Annotated in this window: 15 protein-coding genes; 6 read left to right on the forward strand and 9 right to left on the reverse strand. The window is 60.9% G+C overall.

The genetic code is table 11. The features are described 5' to 3' along the window. Nucleotide 1 precedes the first annotated feature (1 nt). Nucleotides 2-928 (forward strand): CDF family Co(II)/Ni(II) efflux transporter DmeF, encoded by a 927-nt coding sequence (dmeF, locus tag AC07VO_RS24020; RefSeq protein ID WP_064618335.1) that lies wholly within the window; start codon nt 2-4, stop codon nt 926-928. Nucleotides 929-936: 8 nt separating this feature from the next. Here dmeF and AC07VO_RS24025 read toward each other — a convergent pair whose 3' ends face one another. Then, nucleotides 937-2,040, reverse strand: coding sequence for a cytochrome P450 (locus tag AC07VO_RS24025; protein WP_086946220.1), 1,104 nt, complete (start codon nt 2,038-2,040; stop codon nt 937-939). 81 nt (nt 2,041-2,121) lie between these two features. Between AC07VO_RS24025 and AC07VO_RS24030 the strand changes: the two genes are divergently transcribed. Next, entirely contained in the window at nt 2,122-2,886 is a 765-nt protein-coding gene (locus AC07VO_RS24030) for an ArsR/SmtB family transcription factor (RefSeq protein WP_086946221.1), read from the forward strand. Here AC07VO_RS24030 and AC07VO_RS24035 read toward each other — a convergent pair. Beyond that, nucleotides 2,883-3,491 carry a LysE family translocator gene (locus AC07VO_RS24035; protein ID WP_086946222.1) on the reverse strand — a complete coding sequence of 203 codons (609 nt, stop codon included), beginning with the start codon at nt 3,489-3,491 and terminating at the stop codon, nt 2,883-2,885. The genes AC07VO_RS24030 and AC07VO_RS24035 overlap by 4 nt on opposite strands. A gap of 105 nt (nt 3,492-3,596) precedes the next feature. Here AC07VO_RS24035 and AC07VO_RS24040 point away from each other — a divergent pair, with 105 nt between their 5' ends. After that, on the forward strand, nt 3,597-4,520 hold the full coding sequence (locus AC07VO_RS24040; RefSeq protein WP_086946223.1) for a LysR substrate-binding domain-containing protein: 924 nt from the start codon (nt 3,597-3,599) through the stop codon (nt 4,518-4,520). Here the strand turns inward: AC07VO_RS24040 and AC07VO_RS24045 are convergent. From AC07VO_RS24045 to AC07VO_RS24070, 6 genes are all read right to left on the reverse strand, one after another. Beyond that, nucleotides 4,510-4,851, reverse strand: coding sequence for a hypothetical protein (locus tag AC07VO_RS24045; RefSeq protein WP_018929728.1), 342 nt, complete (start codon nt 4,849-4,851; stop codon nt 4,510-4,512). The two genes, AC07VO_RS24040 and AC07VO_RS24045, sit on opposite strands and share 11 nt — an antisense overlap. Before the next feature lie 135 nt (nt 4,852-4,986). Further along, nucleotides 4,987-6,006, reverse strand: a complete 1,020-nt coding sequence (locus tag AC07VO_RS24050; RefSeq protein WP_018929727.1) for a branched-chain amino acid aminotransferase — start codon at nt 6,004-6,006, stop codon at nt 4,987-4,989. Nucleotides 6,007-6,322: 316 nt separating this feature from the next. Next, nucleotides 6,323-7,708 (reverse strand): dihydrolipoyl dehydrogenase, encoded by a 1,386-nt coding sequence (gene lpdA / locus AC07VO_RS24055; protein WP_086946224.1) that lies wholly within the window; start codon nt 7,706-7,708, stop codon nt 6,323-6,325. A 3-nt stretch (nt 7,709-7,711) separates the two neighbouring features. Beyond that, the gene (locus tag AC07VO_RS24060; RefSeq protein WP_086946225.1) at nt 7,712-8,986 is read right to left on the reverse strand and encodes a dihydrolipoamide acetyltransferase family protein; all 1,275 of its coding nucleotides are present in this window, start codon (nt 8,984-8,986) and stop codon (nt 7,712-7,714) included. After that, nucleotides 8,987-10,045: an alpha-ketoacid dehydrogenase subunit beta gene (locus AC07VO_RS24065; protein ID WP_019648882.1), complete on the reverse strand. Its 1,059-nt coding sequence runs from the start codon at nt 10,043-10,045 to the stop codon at nt 8,987-8,989. 1 nt (nt 10,046) lies between these two features. After that, on the reverse strand, nt 10,047-11,282 hold the full coding sequence (locus AC07VO_RS24070) for a 3-methyl-2-oxobutanoate dehydrogenase (2-methylpropanoyl-transferring) subunit alpha (RefSeq protein WP_018929723.1): 1,236 nt from the start codon (nt 11,280-11,282) through the stop codon (nt 10,047-10,049). A 185-nt stretch (nt 11,283-11,467) separates the two neighbouring features. Here AC07VO_RS24070 and bkdR point away from each other — a divergent pair, with 185 nt between their 5' ends. Further along, on the forward strand, nt 11,468-11,956 hold the full coding sequence (gene bkdR, locus AC07VO_RS24075) for a Bkd operon transcriptional regulator BkdR (RefSeq protein WP_017339472.1): 489 nt from the start codon (nt 11,468-11,470) through the stop codon (nt 11,954-11,956). 35 nt (nt 11,957-11,991) lie between these two features. On the opposite strand, the gene AC07VO_RS24080 is transcribed toward bkdR, so the two are convergent. Beyond that, nucleotides 11,992-12,855 (reverse strand): MBL fold metallo-hydrolase, encoded by an 864-nt coding sequence (locus AC07VO_RS24080; RefSeq protein WP_086946226.1) that lies wholly within the window; start codon nt 12,853-12,855, stop codon nt 11,992-11,994. Between the two features lie 163 nt (nt 12,856-13,018). On the opposite strand from AC07VO_RS24080, the gene AC07VO_RS24085 reads away from it, so the two are divergent. After that, nucleotides 13,019-13,825, forward strand: a complete 807-nt coding sequence (locus AC07VO_RS24085) for a sulfite exporter TauE/SafE family protein (RefSeq protein WP_086946227.1) — start codon at nt 13,019-13,021, stop codon at nt 13,823-13,825. A gap of 208 nt (nt 13,826-14,033) precedes the next feature. Next, entirely contained in the window at nt 14,034-15,218 is a 1,185-nt protein-coding gene (locus AC07VO_RS24090; RefSeq protein WP_086946228.1) for a porin, read from the forward strand. The last annotated feature ends 79 nt before the right edge of the window (nt 15,219-15,297 follow it).

The following is a 15,297-nucleotide window of genomic DNA, read 5'->3' on the forward strand; positions in this document are numbered from 1 at the left end:
CATGACACTGACACCTCAGGCTTCGCGCTTTACTCACGACCATCTGTTTCTGGGGGCCGCCCACGATGAAAATGCTCGCCGCACGTTGTGGGTGGTGGCGCTGACGTTCGTGATGATGATTGGCGAGATTGCCGCTGGTTATATCACCGGCTCCATGGCGTTACTGGCGGACGGCTTTCATATGGCGACCCACGCCGTGGCCTTGGGCATTGCCGCGGCGGCCTACAGTTTTGCCAGGCGACACGCCAACAATTCGCGCTTCAGCTTCGGTACTGGCAAGGTCGGGGATCTGGCGGCTTTTGCTTCTGCCATGGTGCTGGGCCTGGTGTCGATCGGCATCGCCGGCGAATCGATCCTGCGGCTGTTTCAACCTATCACCGTGGCTTTCACCGAAGCGACGGTGATTGCGGTGGTGGGGCTGGCGGTGAATGTCGTCAGCGCATTGCTGCTGGCGGGCAACCATGGGGATCACGGTCATGATCATCACAACCATAACCACGGTCACCATCATCACGACAACAACCTGCGCTCGGCGTATGTCCATGTGCTGGCCGATGCATTGACCTCGGTACTGGCTATTGCGGCATTGTTGGCCGGGCGCTATTTGGGTTGGGTCTGGCTGGACCCGGTGATAGGCGTCGTCGGAGCCCTTGTTATCGCGAAATGGGCCTATGGCTTGATGCGCGATAGCGCCGCGGTATTGCTCGACGCCACCGACGAGCACGTCGCCGCCGAAATTCGTGAGCTGCTTGAATCGACGGACGATGTCCGCATCAGTGACCTTCATGTCTGGCAAGTCGGGCCCCAGGCGCGAGCCGCAATTGTGAGTGTCGTGGCTACGGCGAGCGTCAGTGCCGACGCCATCCGCGAACGTCTGGCGCCGGTTCATGAGTTGTCTCACCTGACGGTCGAATATCGCAACGCTTGAGGTGTTTTTCAGGCAAAGAGCGGAATGCGCCCGTTAAGGGAAGGGCGGTAGTGCCAGGTCAACCGATCCAAAGCCGGTTTCATTATCAGGATCTGAGTCAGCGTCGCGCGGGCAATGCTCAAGGCCAGCACCTGCCCTGGGCATTGATGACGGCCGGCGCCGAAGGTGAAGCTGCGGCGGTTTGGGCGTTCGAGCAGGAATGTATCGGGATCGTCATTGAGCAGCGGATCACGATTGGCCGAGGCCAGCAGCACCAGAATGACGTCGCCGGAGTTCAGGTTCACGCCGTCGATTTCGCAGGGCGCTGCGACGAAGCGGCGGGTGTTCTGTACCGAAGGATCGAAGCGCTGCACTTCGGCGATCAGGTCGTTGGCTTGAGTTGGGTCGATCTGCGGGTTTCGGCTCAACGCCAGTAGCGCATTGCCGATCAGCCCAGCGGTGGCTTCGTAGGTCTGGGAGAACAGGCCGATCAGGTTGGCGATCAAGGTTTCCGGGGCGGTCGAGGTGGCGAAGCGCTGCCGGATACCGGCGAGCAGGGTGCTTCGATTGTTCGGATCAGCCAGAAGCTCGATGAAATATCCCTTCAGCTGTTCTGCCGCAACATGGGCAGCGTCCAGTTGGGCCTGGTCGCTGAGGGGTGACAGGCAGGCGATGAAGTCAGCGGTCAGCTCGCTGATGGCCCGGCCCTGAGCCGGAGAAAAGCCCAGCAACGTCGCCACTACACAGACCGGCCCGCGAAACATCGCCGCGTACAACCCATCGGCTCCAGGGGTAATCAACCGAGCGCTGACCAGTGAATTGACGTCATTCCCATCAATCAGCGTCAGCCCCGGCTCAATCGCTGCCCTCGGGCAACGCTGCCGCTCACCCTCGTTCATCCGCATTAGCTGACCGAACACTTTGCCCGCCATGCCCTGAGCAATTGCCTTGGGCACCGGCTCATGCGCCGGCCGCACATGGCAATCCGGATGCGCCAGCACGGCGGCGACCGCTCGGGCGCTGCTGGCCACCCACAGTTTCAGTCCCTGATGAAAAACCAATCCACCCTCGGCACGCAGTTGCGCGTAGTAGGGGTAAGGATCGGCGTGAGTCGCAGCGATGATCGGGTCCATGGGTCGCAGCCTTATCGATGGTTGAAAAGTGTTGCTACTATCTCCAGTCCGAAGGGGCCTTGATTCGTCCGGGAGCGAAATATGAACGCAGAGCAACACGACGTTGGCATCTCTCAAGTGGCGGCAGCGATTGCAGAGCCTGCGCGGACGAAAATCCTCTGCTCGCTGATGGACGGCCATGCCCGCACCAGCACCGAGCTGGCGGCGGTTGCCGAAGTCAGCGCCTCGACCGCCAGCGCACACCTGGCCAAGCTCAAGGAACTGGCGCTGGTGCGTTTGCACGTTCAGGGCCGCCATCGCTATTACAGCCTCGCGGACAAACGCGTGGCCCAGGCACTCGAAGCACTGATGGTGATCGGCCAGAACGCCGTGCCGACATTCAACCCGCGCACCCCGGACCGCCTGCAATTCGCCCGCACCTGCTACGACCACATGGCCGGCACGTTGGCAGTGGTGCTGCATGACCGGATGATCGACGCGGGGTGGTTGCTGCAAACCGATGAGCAGGCTTATCGATTGAGCGACAGTGGTGAAGCGTTGTTCGAAGGATTGGGCATCGACGTCAAAGACCTCGGCACTTTGCGCCGCCGCTTTGCCTGCCCGTGCCTGGACTGGAGCATGCGTCGGCCGCACCTGGGCGGTGCCTTGGGCGCGGCGTTGCTGCAAACGGCGATCAAACGCCAATGGGTGACGCAGGATCTGGACAGTCGGGCGTTGGCGTTGACGGCGGTGGGGCGAAAGGAACTCGGTCACCGGTTCGCCGTTGAACTGCCGATTCAGGGAACGACAGCGCCACTCACGTCCACCGGGAACAGGCGCCGCGCGATCGCCAGTCCTGCGACTTAGCGACTGGCCGAGGCCATGAGCACGCCAAAACCGGCGAAGGTCACGCCCGAAACTTTTGCGGTCAGCCAGGAACCTTTCGGGCTCGACAACCAGCCTTTGGCGGCATTGGCGAGCAAGGCATAGCTGCCGTGCACCAGGATTACCAGTACGCCGTAGGAGGCGACCAGCTTGATGAACTGGCTGTAGAAGTGCGCCGAAGTGTCGATGAATTGCGGGAACACCGCCAAAAAGAAAAACACCGCCTTGGGGTTCAGAAGCTGCATCGAAGCCGCTTCAAGGAAGCGATAACCCGGGCTTGAGGAGCGTGTTTCAAGCAGCGTGCTGAAACGATCCGAGCGCCAGCTTTTGTAGCCCAGGTACAACAAATAGCCAGCCCCTGCGTATTTCAATGCGGTAAAGGCATTCGCGGAGGTGCTGAGTATCAGGCCAACACTGGTGGCGCTGATGGCGGCGACCACAAACGCCCCCGACGCGATCCCCAGAATGCCCGGCACGGCCCCCCTCCAACCGTGGCGCACCGCGTTGGACAGGGTCAGGACCACACCAGGCCCCGGGCTCAAAATGGTCAGGGTGGCGAAGAGTACAAAGAGTCCGTAACTGTTCATGGCTTGCTCCGTCAGGTGGCGTTGGCTGCGTGCTGGCAGATTGGCGTGGCGAGGAGGGCGTGACAAACGCTTTAATTACAGCGCATAGGTGACTAAATTAGACGCATGAATCCACTACCGCCTCTTAATGCTGTTCGCGCCTTCGCCGTTGCTGCTCGTCATCAGAGCTTCAGCCTGGCGGCCGAAGAGCTGCATGTCAGCCACAGTGCCGTCAGCCGGCATATCAAATTGCTCGAGGAATACCTGGGGGTGCTGCTGTTCGAGCGACGTATCCGGCAATCGGTGCTGACGCCGGCCGGCCAGCGCTTCTATGAGCAGGTCAGCGCCGGGCTGTCGCAGATCGCCAATGCCGCCACTGCGCTCAAGCAGCATGCCTCGCTGCCTACGGTGAAGATCAATGTGCGTCCGTCCTTCGCCATGCTTTGGCTGACGCCCAGGCTGGCGGATTTCGTTGCGCGGCACCCCGGCATCAAACCGCAGGTGATCACCCAGACCCAGGCACCCGATCAGGCACGCGACGGGTTCGATATCGTCATTCGCCGTGGTCGTGACGATTGGGCACCGGCGATTGAGGCGCGAGCGCTGTTCGAAGACGAACTGTTGCTGGTCGCGGCCCCTGCGCTGATCGAGCGCCTGCCACTTGAAGACCTCACGTCCCTGAGTCGGCATACGTTACTGACCGCCAAGGCACGCCGTGAAGACTGGCACAATTGGGCCATGCACTTTGGTCAAAGCCAGTCAGCCACTCAGGTCACCCGGCAGTTTGATCACATGCACCTGGTGCTTCAGGCCGCAGTGGATGGACAGGGCGTTGCCCTGTGCCCGACCTCTTTGCTGGGCAGCCATATCTCGAGCGGACGCCTGATCTGCCCGTTATCCGAGTTGCGCATGCCGTTGCCGCGTTATTACTACGGTGTTGCGCCGGACGTGACGGCGCACACGCGGATCTTTGTGGAGTGGTTGTTTGCCCGGATTGCTCAGGATGAGCTGAGTTGGCAGACACCTCGTGCCGTGACCGCTACGCCCTGAAATCCCAGACGATCTCCACCACCCGCACCGCCAGCACCAGGTAAACCAGACCCAGGATGATCTGGAACGCCGTGTGATACGGCAACCTGGACAGCCGGCGCAAGCCGTCGCTGACACTGAGCAGCATCAACAGTGCTGATATTGCAATCAACCCCCAGCCGGCAAGGTTTGAGGCGAGCAATCCCATAAACAGTTGATGACCGCCTCGCAACGCGTTGGTGCCCGCCGCGAACAACAGGGCGCACACCAGCAGGTTCTTGATGTTGTCGAACACCTGCGTGGTGAAGTCGGTTTCCAGCAAGGCCAGATACTTTCGCCAGAATTTATCCATGGTTGTGGTGGCACCTGTTGATGGCGGTTGCACGAGGCAAGTCTAGTGGCGTTTTGCACGAAACGCGGGCGAAAAAAAGCCCGGCCTTCAATGTGATGGCCGGGCTTTTGTGTTCAAACGGACTGTGGCGTCAGATCAAACCTTGACGATCCAGCCCGCTGGCGCTTCGATGTCGCCGGTCTGTACACCGGTCAGCTCTTTGTAGAGCTTCTGGGTGACCGGGCCGACTTCGGTTTCGCTGTGGAACACGTGCAGCTTGTCGTTGTAGCTGATGCCGCCGATCGGGGTGATCACCGCGGCGGTACCGCAAGCACCGGCTTCCTTGAAGTCGGACAGCTTGTCGATGAACACGTCACCTTCAACCACTTCCAGGCCCAGACGGGTCTTGGCCAGTTCGATCAACGACAGACGGGTGATGCCCGGCAACACCGAAGGGGAATTCGGGGTGACGAACTTGTTGTCGTGGGTGATCCCGAAGAAGTTGGCCGAGCCGACTTCTTCGATTTTGGTGTGGGTCATCGGGTCCAGGTAGATGGCGTCGGCGAAGTGCGCCTTCTTGGCCTGGGAGCCTGGCATCAGGCTGGCGGCGTAGTTGCCACCGACCTTGGCCGCGCCGGTGCCTTGTGGAGCGGCACGGTCGTAGCTGGAGATCTGGAAGTTGTGTGGGGTCAGGCCGCCCTTGAAGTAGGCGCCGACCGGGATGCAGAAGATCGAGAAGATGAACTCGGGTGCGGTACGCACGCCGATGTTGTCACCCACGCCGATCACGAACGGACGCAGGTACAGCGCGCCGCCGGTGCCGTAAGGCGGAATGAAACGCTCGTTGGCGCGGACCACGTCCTTGCACGCTTCGATGAACTGTTCGGTGGACACTTGCGGCATCAGCAGGCGCGCGCAGCTGCGTTGCATGCGGGCGGCGTTCTGGTCCGGGCGGAACAGGTTGATCGAACCGTCCTTGCAACGGTAGGCCTTCAGGCCTTCGAAGCACTGCTGGCCATAGTGAAGGGCAGTCGAGCCTTCGCTGATGTGCAGCACGTTGTCTTCGGTCAGGGTGCCTTTGTCCCACTCGCCATTACGCCAGTGCGACAGATAGCGCTTGTCTGTCTTGATGTAGTCAAAACCCAGCTTGTCCCAATTGATGCTTTCGTTACCCATGACACCCTCTATCACTTAACAACCGTCGAAACGGTTCAAGGCTTCTGACATTTTTCTGGATGGGGACAACAATACTTCATTCCGGGCCTAAATCGCAGCCCGGACTATCGGGTGATTGGCAGATTTCTTAGCCAGCTCATGAAACTTGTCGCCGATCTTTCATCATTCGAAACCCTGTGGCGAGGGAGCTTGCTCCCGTTCCGGTGCGCAGCACTGGTAAAACCGAACACTGCGGTGCATCAGGCAGATCGCAGTGACGCGGTTGGGGCCGCTTCGCAGCCCAGCGGGAGCAAGCTCCCTCGCCACAGTTGAGCGGTTACAAATGCAGCGCGTGACCCAACGCACGCAACGCCGCTTCCTGCACCGCCTCGCCGAGCGTCGGATGCGCGTGGATGGTGCCAGCGATGTCTTCCAGCCGCGCGCCCATTTCCAGGCTCTGACCGAACGCCGTCGACAACTCCGAAACACCCACACCCACCGCCTGCCAGCCAATAATCAGATGATTGTCACGCCGCGCCACGACCCGCACGAAGCCACTTTTGGACTCCAGTGTCATCGCCCGGCCATTGGCGGCGAACGGGAAGCTGGACACGATGCAGTCCAGCCCCGCAGCCTTGGCCTCGTCCGGGGTCTTGCCGACCACCACCAGTTCCGGGTCGGTGAAACACACGGCGGCAATGGCGGTCGGGTTGAATTCGCGGTGTTTGCCGCTGATCAGTTCGGCAACCATCTCGCCCTGGGCCATGGCCCGGTGGGCGAGCATCGGTTCGCCGCTGAGGTCGCCGATGGCGTAGACGTTGCGCATGCTGGTCTGGCAACGGTTGTCGATCTTGATCGCCGAACCGTTCATGTCCAGGTTCAAGGTTTCGAGGTTCCAGCCCTGGGTGTTGGGTTTGCGACCGACGGCCACCAGCACCTGATCGGTTGCAAGATTCAGGATGTCGCCGTTCGGGTCGCGAACTCGCAGGGAATTTCTTTGTGAATCAAAGCCTTCAACGCTGTGCTTCAAGTAAAGCTTCACATCGAGTTGTTTGAGTGCTTCGTGCACCGGATGGGTCAGTTCGGCATCGTAGGCCGGCAGAATACGATCCTGCGCCTCGACTACGCTGACCTCGGCGCCGAGCTTGCGATAAGCAATCCCCAGCTCCAGACCGATGTAACCGCCACCGACCACAACCAACCGTTTCGGCACGCTTTTCGGCGCCAGGGCTTCAGTGGAGGAGATGATCGGCCCGCCAATCGGCAGCATCGGCAGGTTGACGCTTGTCGAACCGGTGGCCAGCACCAGGTGCTCGCACTGAATCCGCGTGTCGCCGACCTCAACGGTTTTGCCGTCGATCACTTTCGCCCAGCCGTGGATGACCTGGACCTTGTGCTTCTTTAATAGCGCGGAGACGCCAGTGGTCAGGCGATCAACGATGCCGTCCTTCCACTCGACGCTTTTGCCGATGTCCAGGGTCGGCGCCGATACGCTGATGCCCAGCGCCGAGTATTGGCTGTGGTGCTGTGTCTGATGGAACTGTTCGGCGACGTGAATCAACGCCTTGGACGGAATGCAGCCGATGTTCAGGCAGGTGCCGCCCAACGATTGGCCTTCCACCAGAATGGTCGAAATGCCCAATTGACCGGCACGGATCGCCGTCACATAGCCGCCAGGGCCGCCGCCGATGATTAGCAGCGTAGTATTTAGAGTCTGTTGCATTCCTTACTCCACAAACAGCGTTGCGGGTTGTTCGAGCAAGCCACGAACGGCCTGGATGAATTGCGCCGCGTCCATGCCATCGACCACGCGGTGATCGAAGGAGCTGGAGAGGTTCATCATCTTGCGGATCACGATCTGGCCTTTGATCACCATTGGTCGTTCGACGATTTTGTTCACGCCGACGATCGCCACTTCCGGCAGGTTCAGCACCGGCGTGCTGACGATGCCGCCCAGGGCGCCGAGGCTGGTCAGCGTGATGGTCGAGCCGGACAGCTCATCGCGGCTGGCCTTGCCAGTGCGTGCGGCAGTTGCCAGGCGGGAGATTTCCGCGGCGTTGTCCCACAGGCTGCGGGCTTCGGCGTGACGCACCACCGGCACCATCAAACCGATGTCGGCTTGGGTGGCGACGCCCACATGCACCGCGCCGAGGCGGGTGATGACCTGGGCCTCGTCGTCGTAACGGGCGTTGATCTGCGGGAAGTCGCGCAGGGCCACGACCAGGGCGCGCACCAGGAACGGCAGCAAGGTCAGCTTGCCACGGGTCGCGCCGTGTTTTTCGTTCAGGTGCGCGCGCAGTTCTTCTACGGCGGTGACGTCGATTTCTTCGACGTAACTGAAGTGGGCGGCACGCTGGGTGGCGTCCTGCATACGCTGGGCGATCTTGCGGCGCATGCCGATCACCGGGATTTGCTGTTCGTCGTTGCGCTGGGCGTAAGCGGCGGTGGCCGTCGATGCGTTCGACTGACCCTGAGCCAGATAAGCCTCGAGGTCTTCGTGCAGAATCCGCCCGGCAGGGCCGCTGCCCCGCACCAGTCGCAATTGAATGCCAAGGTCCAACGCATGCTTGCGCACGGCCGGGGAGGCCAGCGGACGTTCGTCGGCTTCACGCGCGACCATCGGTCCTTGGCAAGCGGCAGCCGGACGCGGGGCCGCTGCAGCCGGTGCGCTTTCTACGACGGCTTCAACGTTCGGCGCCGCCACAGGTGCTTCTTTAACAACAGCCGCTGGCGCAGTCGATTCCTTAACGTTACCCGCGCCTTCGACTTCAATGCTGATCAGCACGCTGCCGACCGCCATGACTTCGCCCGGCTGTCCGCCCAGTGCAATCACCTTGCCGTTCACCGGCGAGGGGATGTCGACCATCGCCTTGTCGGTCATGACATCGGCCAGCACCTGATCTTCGACGACCATGTCGCCGACCTTGACGTGCCACTGAGACAATTCAACTTCTGCAATGCCTTCGCCAATGTCCGGCATTTTAATAACGTGCGTGCCCATTCAGACCTCCATAACCCGATGCAAAGCCGCGCCCACACGGGACGGACCAGGGAAATACGCCCACTCTTGCGCGTGCGGGTAGGGGGTGTCCCAACCGGTGACTCGCTCGATCGGCGCTTCCAGGTAGTGGAAGCAATGCTCTTGCACCAGCGCGACCAGCTCGGCGCCGAATCCGCAGGTACGGGTCGCTTCGTGAACAACTACGCAGCGTCCGGTTTTCTTCACCGACTTGACGATGGTTTCCAGGTCCAGCGGCCACAGGCTGCGCAGGTCGATGACTTCGGCGTCGATGCCGGTTTCTTCAGCGGCGACTTGCGACACATAAACCGTGGTGCCGTAGGTCAGGATGGTCACGTCCTTGCCCGGGCGGGTGATGGCGGCAACGTCCAGCGGCACGGTGTAGTAACCGTCCGGCACTTGCGCGGCCGGGTGCTTCGACCATGGGGTCACCGGGCGCTCGTGGTGACCGTCGAACGGGCCGTTGTACAGGCGTTTTGGCTCGAGGAAGATCACCGGGTCATCGTTTTCGATGGAGGCGATCAGCAGGCCTTTGGCGTCGTAAGGGTTGGATGGCATGACGGTGCGCAAGCCGCAGACCTGGGTGAACATCGCCTCGATGCTCTGGCTGTGAGTCTGGCCGCCATAGATGCCGCCGCCGCAGGGCATGCGCAGGGTCATCGGCGCGGTGAACTCGCCGGCCGAGCGATAACGCAAGCGCGCCGCTTCGGAAATGATCTGGTCCGACGCCGGGTACACGTAGTCGGCGAACTGGATCTCGGCCACCGGCCGCAAACCGTAAGCACCCATGCCCACGGCGACGCCGACGATGCCGCTTTCGGAGATCGGTGCATCGAATACGCGGGAGGTGCCGTACTTGGTCTGCAGGCCTTCGGTGCAACGGAACACACCACCGAAGTAGCCGACGTCCTGGCCGAACACCACGACGTTGTCGTCACGCTCAAGCATCACATCCATGGCCGAGCGCAGGGCCTGGATCATGGTCATGGTGGTCGTGGTCATGGCGGTTTCCAACTGAATATTATTGTTGTGATCGTTCATGTCAGATCCCCAACTCCTGACGCTGGCGCTTCAAGTGCTCCGGCATCTCTTTGTAGACGTCTTCGAACATGGTCGCGGCGCTCGGAATCTGGCCGCCGGCGAGGGTGCCGTACTGCTCGGCTTCTTTCTGCGCGGCGATCACTTCGGCTTCCAGTTCGGCGCTGACAGCGGCGTGTTCCTCCTCGGACCACTGACCGATTTTGATCAGGTGCTGCTTGAGGCGAGCAATCGGGTCACCCAACGGGAAGTGACTCCAGTCGTCCGCAGGACGGTATTTGGAAGGATCATCGGAGGTCGAGTGCGGGCCGGCGCGGTAGGTGACCCATTCGATCATGGTCGGGCCGAGGTTGCGCCGCGCGCGTTCGGCAGCCCAGGCGGATGCAGCGTAGACCGCGTAGAAATCGTTGCCATCGACCCGCAGGGAGGCGATGCCGCAACCGACGCCGCGTCCGGCAAAGGTGGTGGCTTCACCGCCGGCAATCGCCTGGAACGTGGAGATCGCCCACTGGTTGTTGACCACGTTGAGGATCACCGGCGCACGGTACACATGGGCGAAGGTGAGGGCGGTGTGGAAGTCCGATTCAGCAGTGGCACCGTCGCCGATCCACGCCGAGGCGATTTTGGTGTCGCCCTTGATCGCCGAGGCCATGCCCCAGCCCACCGCCTGGACGAATTGGGTGGCGAGATTGCCGGAAATGGTGAAGAAACCGGCTTCCTTGACCGAGTACATGATCGGCAACTGACGGCCCTTGAGCGGATCGCGCTCGTTGGACAGCAGTTGGCAGATCAGGTCCACCAGCGGCACTTCGCGGGCCATCAGGATGCTTTGCTGACGGTAGGTGGGGAAGCACATGTCGTCGATGTTCAGGGCCAGGGCCTGGGCGCTGCCGATGGCTTCTTCGCCGAGGCTCTGCATGTAGAACGACATTTTTTTCTGGCGCTGGGCGACCACCATGCGGTTGTCGTAGATCCGCGTCTTGAGCATGGCGCGCATGCCTTTACGCAGGATCTCGACGGGTACGCCTTCAGCCCATGGGCCGAGGGCATTGCCCTGGTCGTCGAGCACGCGAATCAGGCCTTTGGCCAGATCAGCGGTATCGGCCGGTTCTACGTCGATTGGGGGTTTGCGCACCGTGCCGGCATCGGTCAGATGCAGGTAGGAGAAGTCGGTTTTGCAGCCGGGACGGCCCGAAGGTTCGGGAACGTGCAGGCGCAGCGGTTCGTACGCTTGGTTCATGGCTTCTACGCTCGATCTTGTGAATTTCTTGTAGTGAGCTGGCAGTCATTCTTCGGTAAAAGAATTCTTGTCCTACAACAATCATAGGCCGGGCCAAGAAGAATATTTCTCTGTGTTTCGTTGCACTGGAGGTCATTTGAGGATAAAAAATCTGCATAAACATAAAAAACAGGTGTTTTTGTCTCATGCGCAAACTGGACCGTACCGACATCGGCATTCTCAACAGCCTTCAGGAGAACGCGCGCATCACCAACGCCGACCTCGCGCGCTCAGTGAACCTGTCGCCCACGCCGTGCTTCAATCGGGTCAAGGCGATGGAAGAATTAGGGCTGATTCGCGAGCAGGTGACGTTGCTGGATGCCGACTTGCTGGGGCTGCATGTGAATGTGTTCATTCACGTCAGCCTGGAGAAGCAGGTGGAAGAGGCGCTGCAGCATTTCGAAGAGGCGATTTCGGATCGCCCGGAAGTGATGGAGTGCTATTTGATGGCCGGTGACCCGGACTATTTGATCCGCGTGCTGGTGCCGACCATCCAGTCGCTGGAGCGCTTCATGATGGACTTCCTGACCAAGGTGCCGGGGGTGGCGAACATTCGTTCGAGCTTTGCGCTCAAGCAAGTGCGCTACAAGACGGCGCTGCCGTTGCCGGCGAATGGTCTGACTCTGGCCAACTGATCGTTCCCACGCGTGGGAACGATCGATGGCGTGGGTCAGAGTTGGTTCAGGGGGATCTTCAGGTAAGTGACGCCATTGTCTTCCGCCGGCGGCAAATTCCCCGCCCGCACATTCACCTGAATCGCCGGCAGCAACAGCGTCGGCATGCACAAACCGGCGTCACGCTGGGTACGCATGGCGACGAAGGCGGCCTCATCAATACCATCGTGGATATGAATGTTGCTTTTACGCTGCTCGCCAACCGTGGTCTGGCACTGTGGAGCGCGACTGTCGGGCGGGTAATCGTGGCAAACGAAGAGACGCACACTGGCGGGGAAGGCCAGCAGTTTGCGGATCGAGGCGAACATCTGGTTGGCGTTGCCGCCGGGGAAGTCGCAACGCGCGGTGCCGACGTCCGGCATGAACAACGTGTCGCCCACCATAATCACATCGCCGTCGATCAAATAAGCCATATCTGCCGGAGTATGCCCTGGCACATGCAGGGCCGTGGCCTTGAGATTGCCAATGCGGAATGACTCGTCCGGCGCGAACAGGTGATCGAACTGCGAACCGTCGGTCCTGAATCCCGGCTCAAGGTTGAACAGTGTCTTGAACACACCCTGAACCTTGCTGATCGACCGACCAATCGCAATCTTGCCCCCCAGTTCCCGGCGCAGATAAGGCGCGGCCGACAGGTGGTCGGCGTGGGCATGGGTTTCCAGCAGCCATTGCACCTGCAACTGGTGTTGGCGAACGAAGGCGATGATCCTGTCGGCCTGGACGGTCGAAGTGCGCCCGGCGGCGGCGTTGTAATCGAGCACCGGGTCGACAATCGCGCAGTGCCCGCCATCGTGCTCGTAGATCACGTAGCTGTAGGTCTTGGATGCGGGGTCGAGGAAGGCTTCAATCAAGGCGGGCATGGTGGCTGTTTCTGTTTGGACAAGCCTTGAGGGTAGTTTCATTTTCCCTGCGTTGACCAGCCCCGCATCAATTCAATTAATGAAAAAAACTGTGCGGGCTCTATCCTGTCACTCAATCGATACCGGGCGTCCCCGGCCTTTTTTCGCGGATCATGAGTGTTTTATGTTGTTGGCAAGTTTTTTTGGCCTGGTCATGGGCCTGGTGCTCGGTTTGACTGGCGCCGGTGGCGGTATTCTTGCGGTGCCGGCCCTGGTGCTCGGGCTGGGTTTGACCATGACCCAGGCGGCGCCCGTCGCCTTGTTCGCGGTGGGCAGTGCGGCGGCGATCGGTGCGGTCGACGGTCTGCGCCATGGTCTGGTGCGCTATCGCGCGGCGCTGTTGATTGCTTTGCTCGGCGCGGTGTTTTCGCCGGTGGGTATCTACTTCGCTCATCAGTTGCCGGAAAAGATCTTGAAAATCCTGTTCAGTCTGCTGATGGTCATGGTGGCCTGGCGGATGCTGCGCCCGGAAAAGCTCGACACCGGTCCGAGCGACCACGGCCACGCCAACTGGGGCCAGAAGAACTGCATGCTCGATCAGCAGACCGGGCGTTTTTCCTGGACCGCCAAATGCACCGCGACCCTCGCCGCACTCGGCGCGGTCACTGGTGTGGTCTCGGGGTTGCTCGGGGTCGGTGGCGGTTTTCTGATAGTGCCTGCGTTCAAGCAACTGACCGATGTGCAGATGCGCGGGATCGTCGCCACGTCGTTGATGGTGATCAGCCTGATCTCGATCATCGGGGTGATTGGCGCGTTTCACGCCGGGGTGCGGATCGATGGTTTGGGCGTGTCGTTCATTGTCGCCAGCATCGTCGGGATGATCCTCGGCCGAAAACTCTGCGCGCGGGTGCCGGCCCGAGGGTTGCAGATCGGCTTTGCCAGCGTCTGCGTGGTGGTTGCCGTTTACATGCTGTTTAGAGCGCTCGCCTAGCGCGCACCGGTTCCTGTGGACGCCTGTGTGGCCCGCAGGCTTACACCCTAAGTTTCGGGCCTGGCCGACGGGCGGTCTTACACCGAATTTGCCGCGCGCTACCGGCCACCCCAAAGCACCTGACAACCGCCTCCAAGGCAGCGTATGACGCCGCCTGTCCGCTTTCGATAATCGCCTCCGACATCAAGTCCCCGTAGCGGAGCGCGTCATGCACAACAATAAGAATTTCAAGCATCGTTTCTTGCCGGCTTTCATCGTTAGTCTGTCATCCCTGGGCCTGAGCTCGATGGTCCAGGCCGAGATCATGCTGTACGACAAGGACCAGACCACATTCTCCACCGATGGCTACATCAACGCCTTCTACGTCAATAGCAACGTGGACCGGGCCGGCGATCAGTACGACCGGCGCCAGGCGCGGGTGAAGATGGGTTTTTTGCCTAACTATCTGGGTTTCAACATGGGCAAACAGGTCGATGACCTCAAGCTCGGCGCCCGGGCCTCGTTCTGGGTGACCATCAACGACAGCGAAACCAACGGCACCAACACCGCCATTGACGTGCGGCAGTTCTACGGCACGGTGGCCAACCCGGAATGGGGCGAGGTGCTGATCGGCAAAGACTTCGGCCTGTTTGCCCGTTCCAACATCCTGCTCGACGAACTGCTCTCTGGTTACGGTCAGGTCAGCGATACGTTGGGCCTGGTGGACGGCGGCGGGGTGTCGTTCGGCAACATCGGCAGCGGTTATCCGTACCCGTTCCCGACCTCGCAGATTACCTATCGCACCCCGATGATGGACGGCTTGCGGGTGGCGGTGGGGATCATGGACCCGGTCGACACCAACGACAGCAGCGCAACCGGCAAGGCGTACCAGAAGAACCCGCGCACCGAGAGCGAGATCACCTATCAGTTCGACCTCGGCGGGGCGAAGATTTACAGCTGGCTCAACGGCAGCTACCAGACCTCGGACAACACCGATTCCAGCGTCGGGTCCGTCACCTCCAAAGGCGTCGGCTATGGCTTGCAGGCGAAGATGGGCGGGCTGTCGCTGACCGGCTCCGGTTTCCAGGCCAAAGGCATTAACCCGTTCTTCACCAACAATGCCGGTGAACCGACCCTGCGCAATGTCGACAGCAACGGTTACCTGTTGCAGGGCTCCTACAAACTGGGCAAGAACCGCCTGGCCTTGTCTTATGGCAAGACCAAGGACGACGGTAACGGCGTGGTCGGCAGCGGCGCCGATTATGAGACTCGCGGCGTTGCGCTGTTCCATGACGTCAACGACAACCTCAAGCTGGTGGCCGAGTACAACCAGTTCGAAATCAACGGCCACGACACCAGCGCCCAGAATGAAAACACCGATACGTTTGCGGTGGGGGCGGTGTTGACCTGGTAGGAGCTGACTAACCACTCCTTGTGGCGAGGGAGCTTGCTGTGGCGAGGGGACTTGCCTGTGGCGAGGGAGCTTGCTCCCG

It is taken from the genome of Pseudomonas sp. GW821-FHT03E01, from assembly GCF_059420765.1.

Coding starts and splice junctions, on each gene's coding strand:
- AC07VO_RS24070 (WP_018929723.1), bottom strand. CDS start 11,282: ATGAACCAAGCGTACGAACCGCTGCGCCTGCACGTTCCCGAACCTTCG.
- bkdR (WP_017339472.1), top strand. CDS start 11,468: ATGCGCAAACTGGACCGTACCGACATCGGCATTCTCAACAGCCTTCAG.
- AC07VO_RS24035 (WP_086946222.1), bottom strand. CDS start 3,491: ATGAACAGTTACGGACTCTTTGTACTCTTCGCCACCCTGACCATTTTG.
- AC07VO_RS24080 (WP_086946226.1), bottom strand. CDS start 12,855: ATGCCCGCCTTGATTGAAGCCTTCCTCGACCCCGCATCCAAGACCTAC.
- dmeF (WP_064618335.1), top strand. CDS start 2: ATGACACTGACACCTCAGGCTTCGCGCTTTACTCACGACCATCTGTTT.
- AC07VO_RS24025 (WP_086946220.1), bottom strand. CDS start 2,040: ATGGACCCGATCATCGCTGCGACTCACGCCGATCCTTACCCCTACTAC.
- AC07VO_RS24030 (WP_086946221.1), top strand. CDS start 2,122: ATGAACGCAGAGCAACACGACGTTGGCATCTCTCAAGTGGCGGCAGCG.
- AC07VO_RS24050 (WP_018929727.1), bottom strand. CDS start 6,006: ATGGGTAACGAAAGCATCAATTGGGACAAGCTGGGTTTTGACTACATC.
- AC07VO_RS24090 (WP_086946228.1), top strand. CDS start 14,034: ATGCACAACAATAAGAATTTCAAGCATCGTTTCTTGCCGGCTTTCATC.
- AC07VO_RS24045 (WP_018929728.1), bottom strand. CDS start 4,851: ATGGATAAATTCTGGCGAAAGTATCTGGCCTTGCTGGAAACCGACTTC.
- AC07VO_RS24060 (WP_086946225.1), bottom strand. CDS start 8,986: ATGGGCACGCACGTTATTAAAATGCCGGACATTGGCGAAGGCATTGCA.
- lpdA (WP_086946224.1), bottom strand. CDS start 7,708: ATGCAACAGACTCTAAATACTACGCTGCTAATCATCGGCGGCGGCCCT.
- AC07VO_RS24085 (WP_086946227.1), top strand. CDS start 13,019: ATGTTGTTGGCAAGTTTTTTTGGCCTGGTCATGGGCCTGGTGCTCGGT.
- AC07VO_RS24065 (WP_019648882.1), bottom strand. CDS start 10,045: ATGAACGATCACAACAATAATATTCAGTTGGAAACCGCCATGACCACG.
- AC07VO_RS24040 (WP_086946223.1), top strand. CDS start 3,597: ATGAATCCACTACCGCCTCTTAATGCTGTTCGCGCCTTCGCCGTTGCT.